This is a genomic window from Cellulosimicrobium cellulans, assembly GCF_042723955.1.
Taxonomy (GTDB): domain Bacteria; phylum Actinomycetota; class Actinomycetes; order Actinomycetales; family Cellulomonadaceae; genus Cellulosimicrobium; species Cellulosimicrobium cellulans_H.
The window spans coordinates 1-3,677 of record NZ_JBHXIC010000114.1 but is presented as its reverse complement, the minus strand read 5'-3'; the positions used below and the strand labels follow the sequence as shown (position 1 = coordinate 3,677).

The window sequence follows — 3,677 nt, the reverse complement described above, 5'->3', positions numbered from 1 at the left end:
GGCATCACGGGCTCCCGCCCCCCCCCCCTGTTTGTTAATAAATTAGACCCCACCCGCCCCCGCACGGGCAATTTTTAAACCCACTCACCGGGGGCGGCCTAGGCTCGACCGCGTGGCTCACCTTCTCGGTGCCGACGGCATCTCGCTGACCGTCGGCACCCGCACCCTGCTCGACGACGTCTCGCTCGGCCTCGACGACGGCGACCGCGTCGGCATCGTCGGCCCCAACGGGGCGGGCAAGTCGACGCTCCTGCGCCTGCTCGCGGGCACGCAGCAGCCCGACGGCGGTCGCGTCACCCGGGTGGGCGGGCTGCGGGTCGGCCTGCTCGACCAGCGCGACGACGTCGGCACCGGCGCGACGATCCGCGACCTCGTGCACGGCGACGCCGCGACCCACGCGTGGGCGTCGGACGCGAGCATCCGCACCGTGCACGCCGGCCTGCTGGCCGACCTCGACCTCGACGCCCCCGCGGACACGCTGTCCGGCGGGCAGAGGCGCCGCGTGGCGCTCGCGGCGCTGCTCGTGGCCGACCACGACGTGCTGTTCCTCGACGAGCCGACCAACCACCTCGACGTCGAGGGCGTCGCGTGGCTCGCCGCGCACCTGGGCGACCGGTTCGCGCGCCCGGGCGCGAAGGGCGCGCTCGTCGTGGTGACGCACGACCGCTGGTTCCTCGACGCCGTCTGCTCGCGCATGTGGGAGGTGCGCGGCGACGGCTCCGGCGCGATCGAGGGCTACGAGGGCGGGTACGCCGCCTACGTGCTCGCGCGCGCCGAGCGCCAGCGGACCGCGGCCGTCGCCGCGGAGAAGCGCGACAACCTGCTGCGCAAGGAGCTCGCGTGGCTGCGCCGCGGGGCTCCGGCGCGCACGTCCAAGCCCAAGTTCCGGCTCGACGCGGCCGCCGCGCTCATCGCCGACGTGCCGCCGCCGCGCGACACGCTCGAGCTCACGCGCACCGCGACCAAGCGGCTCGGCAAGGACGTGCTCGACCTCGAGGACGTCACGGTCGCGGTCCCTCGCCAGGACGGGCAGGGGGAGCGCGTGCTGCTCGACGACGTCACGTGGCGCCTCGGGCCCGGCGACCGGTACGGCGTGGTCGGCGTCAACGGCGCGGGCAAGACGACGCTGCTCGCCCTGCTCGCCGGTCGGCGCGAGCCCGACGCGGGCCGGGTCAAGCGCGGCAAGACGGTCCACGTCGCCGAGCTGTCGCAGGACGTCGGCGAGCTCGACGACATCGCCGGGTCACGAGTGATCCAGGTGATCGAGGACGAGAAGCGGTCGGTCGTCGTGGACGGCAAGGAGCTCACCGCGTCCCAGCTCGTGGAGCGCCTGGGCTTCACGCGCGAGCGGTCGCAGACCCTCGTGCGCGACCTCTCGGGCGGCGAGCGCCGCCGCCTCCAGCTGCTGCGCCTGCTCGTCGCCGAGCCCAACGTGCTGCTCCTCGACGAGCCGACGAACGACCTCGACACCGACACGCTCGCCGCGCTCGAGGACCTGCTCGACGGCTGGCCCGGCACGCTGATCGTCGTCTCGCACGACCGCTACCTGCTCGAGCGTGTCGCGGACCGCCAGGTCGCCCTGCTCGGGGACGGCAAGGTGCGCGACCTGCCGGGCGGCGTCGAGCAGTACCTCGAGCTGCGGCGCGCGGCGCTCGCGGGGGCGGGGGCGGCGTCGAGCGGCTTCGCGCCCGCGGCGGGAGCCGGGGCCGACGCCGGTGCGCAGGGCGCGCCGGACGCGGTCGCCCCGGCCGGGCCGAGCGCCGCCGAGGTGCGCGCCGCGAAGAAGGAGATCAATCGCATCGAGCGCCGGCTGTCGAAGATCGCCGAGGTCGAGGGCCGGCTGCACGAGAAGATCGCGGCGAACGCGACGGACTTCACGGCGGTGGCGGAGCTCGACGCCGAGCTGCGCACGCTCGCGGCCGAGAAGGACGAGCTGGAGGCGGCCTGGCTCGAGGCGGCGGAGGTCGCGGGATGACGGCGGGGGCGACGCCGGCGCCGCGCGCGATGCGGGTCGGGGTCTCGGCGCGCGGCGTCGAGGTCGACGACGGGCAGGGCGGCGTCCTCGCCCCCTGGGCCGACGTGCACCGGGTGACCGCCTTCGCGCTCGACGCGGTCGTGCGCACGGTGCGGTACGTGTCGTTCGACCTCGTGAACGGGCACAGCGTCGAGGTGGACGACGCCGCGCCCGAGTGGGACGACGTGGTCGCCGCGCTCCCGGGCGTCGCGGAGCTCGCGGTGGCGGACCTGCCGGCGGCGCTCGGCGCGCTGGCGCCGGGCGGCGACGTGCTCGTCCTCGCGGAGCCGGTCGGTTCGCGCTGACGCCCGGGCCCGGGGCCGTGGCGCCGTCGACCGGGGTCAGCGGCGCAGGAAGCCCATGCGGTCGTCGGGGTCGACGCGTTCGAGGATCGCGCCCGCGATCTCGTCGAGCTGGCCGACCTGCTCGGGGGTGAGCGCGTCGATCACGTGGTCCCGGACCGTGGCGACGTGGCCCGGCGCCGTCGCGACGACCTTGGCCCACCCGGCGTCGGTGAGGTGCGCGTTGGTCGCGCGCCGGTCCTCGGGGCACGGGACGCGCTCGACGAGCCCGCGCTTCTCCAGGCGCGCCACGACGTGGGAGAGGCGGGGGAGCGTCGCGTTGGTGGCTCCCGCCAGGTCGGTCATGCGCAGCGTGCGGTCGCGGGCCTCGGAGAGCATGGCGAGCACGTAGTACTCGAAGTGGCTGAGGTCGGCGTCGCGCCGGAGCTGGGTGTCGAGGACGCCCGGCAGCAGCTCCACGACCGCCACGAGCCGCTTCCACGCGTCGAGCTGCTGGTCGTCGAGCCAGCGGGGTTCTGTCGTCATCGGGCCTCCTCCGGTGTGACCATCGTAATAGTTGACGCTACAAGTTTAGCGTCGTACGGTGTTGGTTGTAGCAACAACCAATAGCCGACCGGGCGGCCGGCGCAGGAAGGGAAGTCACCATGAGCAGCATCACCATCATCGGCGCGGGCAACATGGGCTCCGCGATCGCCGGTCTCGCGCTCGCCGCGGGCAGCGAGGTGCAGGTCCTCACGCGCGAGGCGACCGAGCTCGACCCCCGGGTCGCGGCCGGGACCGTCGGCGACGAGCTCACGGGCGACGTCGTCGTCCTCGCCCTCCCGTACGGGGCCGTCGCGGAGGTCGTCGACCTCTACGCCGACCGCCTCGACGGCAAGGTCGTCGTCGACATCACCAACCCGCTCGACTTCGCGACCTTCGACGCCCTCGTCGTGCCCGACGGCTCGTCGGCCGCGGCGCAGATCCAGCAGCGCGTGCCCGGTGCGCGCGTGCTCAAGGCGTTCAACACGAACTTCGCCGCGACCCTCGCGTCCGGGCAGGTCGGCCCGCTCCCGACGACGGTCCTCGTCGCGGGCGACGACGCGGACGCCAAGGCCGCGCTCGGCGGTGCCGTGTCCGGCGTCCGCGTGGTCGACGCGGGCTCGCTGAAGCGCGCGCACGAGCTCGAGGCCCTCGGCTTCCTCCAGCTCACGCTCGCCGCGGGGGAGAAGACGTCCTGGACGACGGGCTTCGCGCTCGCCGAGTGACGCGTCCTTCCTCCGTGCGACGGCGGCCGGCCACCCTCGGGGTGACCGGGCGCCCGGGTGGGGGGGGGCGTGAGCCGCCGGGCGTGTACACCGGCGCCCCCGCCCGCGAGCGCG

Annotated in this window: 4 protein-coding genes; 3 read left to right on the top strand and 1 reads right to left on the bottom strand. The window is 74.9% G+C overall.

Going from position 1 to position 3,677, the window contains the following annotated elements; all coding sequences use genetic code 11:
* Positions 1-112: 112 nt before the first annotated feature.
* Entirely contained in the window at positions 113-1,975 is a 1,863-nt protein-coding gene (locus ACFWH7_RS19400; protein ID WP_378219035.1) for an ABC-F family ATP-binding cassette domain-containing protein, read from the top strand.
* Positions 1,972-2,319 (top strand): hypothetical protein, encoded by a 348-nt coding sequence (locus ACFWH7_RS19395; protein ID WP_378219033.1) that lies wholly within the window; start codon positions 1,972-1,974, stop codon positions 2,317-2,319. Before ACFWH7_RS19400 ends, ACFWH7_RS19395 begins: the two co-directional genes overlap by 4 nt.
* 36 nt (positions 2,320-2,355) lie before the next feature.
* Here ACFWH7_RS19395 and ACFWH7_RS19390 read toward each other — a convergent pair whose 3' ends face one another.
* On the bottom strand, positions 2,356-2,841 hold the full coding sequence (locus ACFWH7_RS19390) for a MarR family winged helix-turn-helix transcriptional regulator (RefSeq protein ID WP_237839915.1): 486 nt from the start codon (positions 2,839-2,841) through the stop codon (positions 2,356-2,358).
* 119 nt (positions 2,842-2,960) lie between these two features.
* On the opposite strand from ACFWH7_RS19390, the gene ACFWH7_RS19385 reads away from it, so the two are divergent.
* The gene (locus tag ACFWH7_RS19385; protein ID WP_378219031.1) at positions 2,961-3,563 is read left to right on the top strand and encodes an NADPH-dependent F420 reductase; all 603 of its coding nucleotides are present in this window, start codon (positions 2,961-2,963) and stop codon (positions 3,561-3,563) included.
* Positions 3,564-3,677 lie beyond the last annotated feature (114 nt).

Excerpts from the sequence above, each read along its gene's own strand:
- ACFWH7_RS19395 (WP_378219033.1), top strand. The coding sequence starts at position 1,972 with ATGACGGCGGGGGCGACGCCGGCGCCGCGCGCGATGCGGGTCGGGGTC.
- ACFWH7_RS19390 (WP_237839915.1), bottom strand. The coding sequence starts at position 2,841 with ATGACGACAGAACCCCGCTGGCTCGACGACCAGCAGCTCGACGCGTGG.
- ACFWH7_RS19385 (WP_378219031.1), top strand. The coding sequence starts at position 2,961 with ATGAGCAGCATCACCATCATCGGCGCGGGCAACATGGGCTCCGCGATC.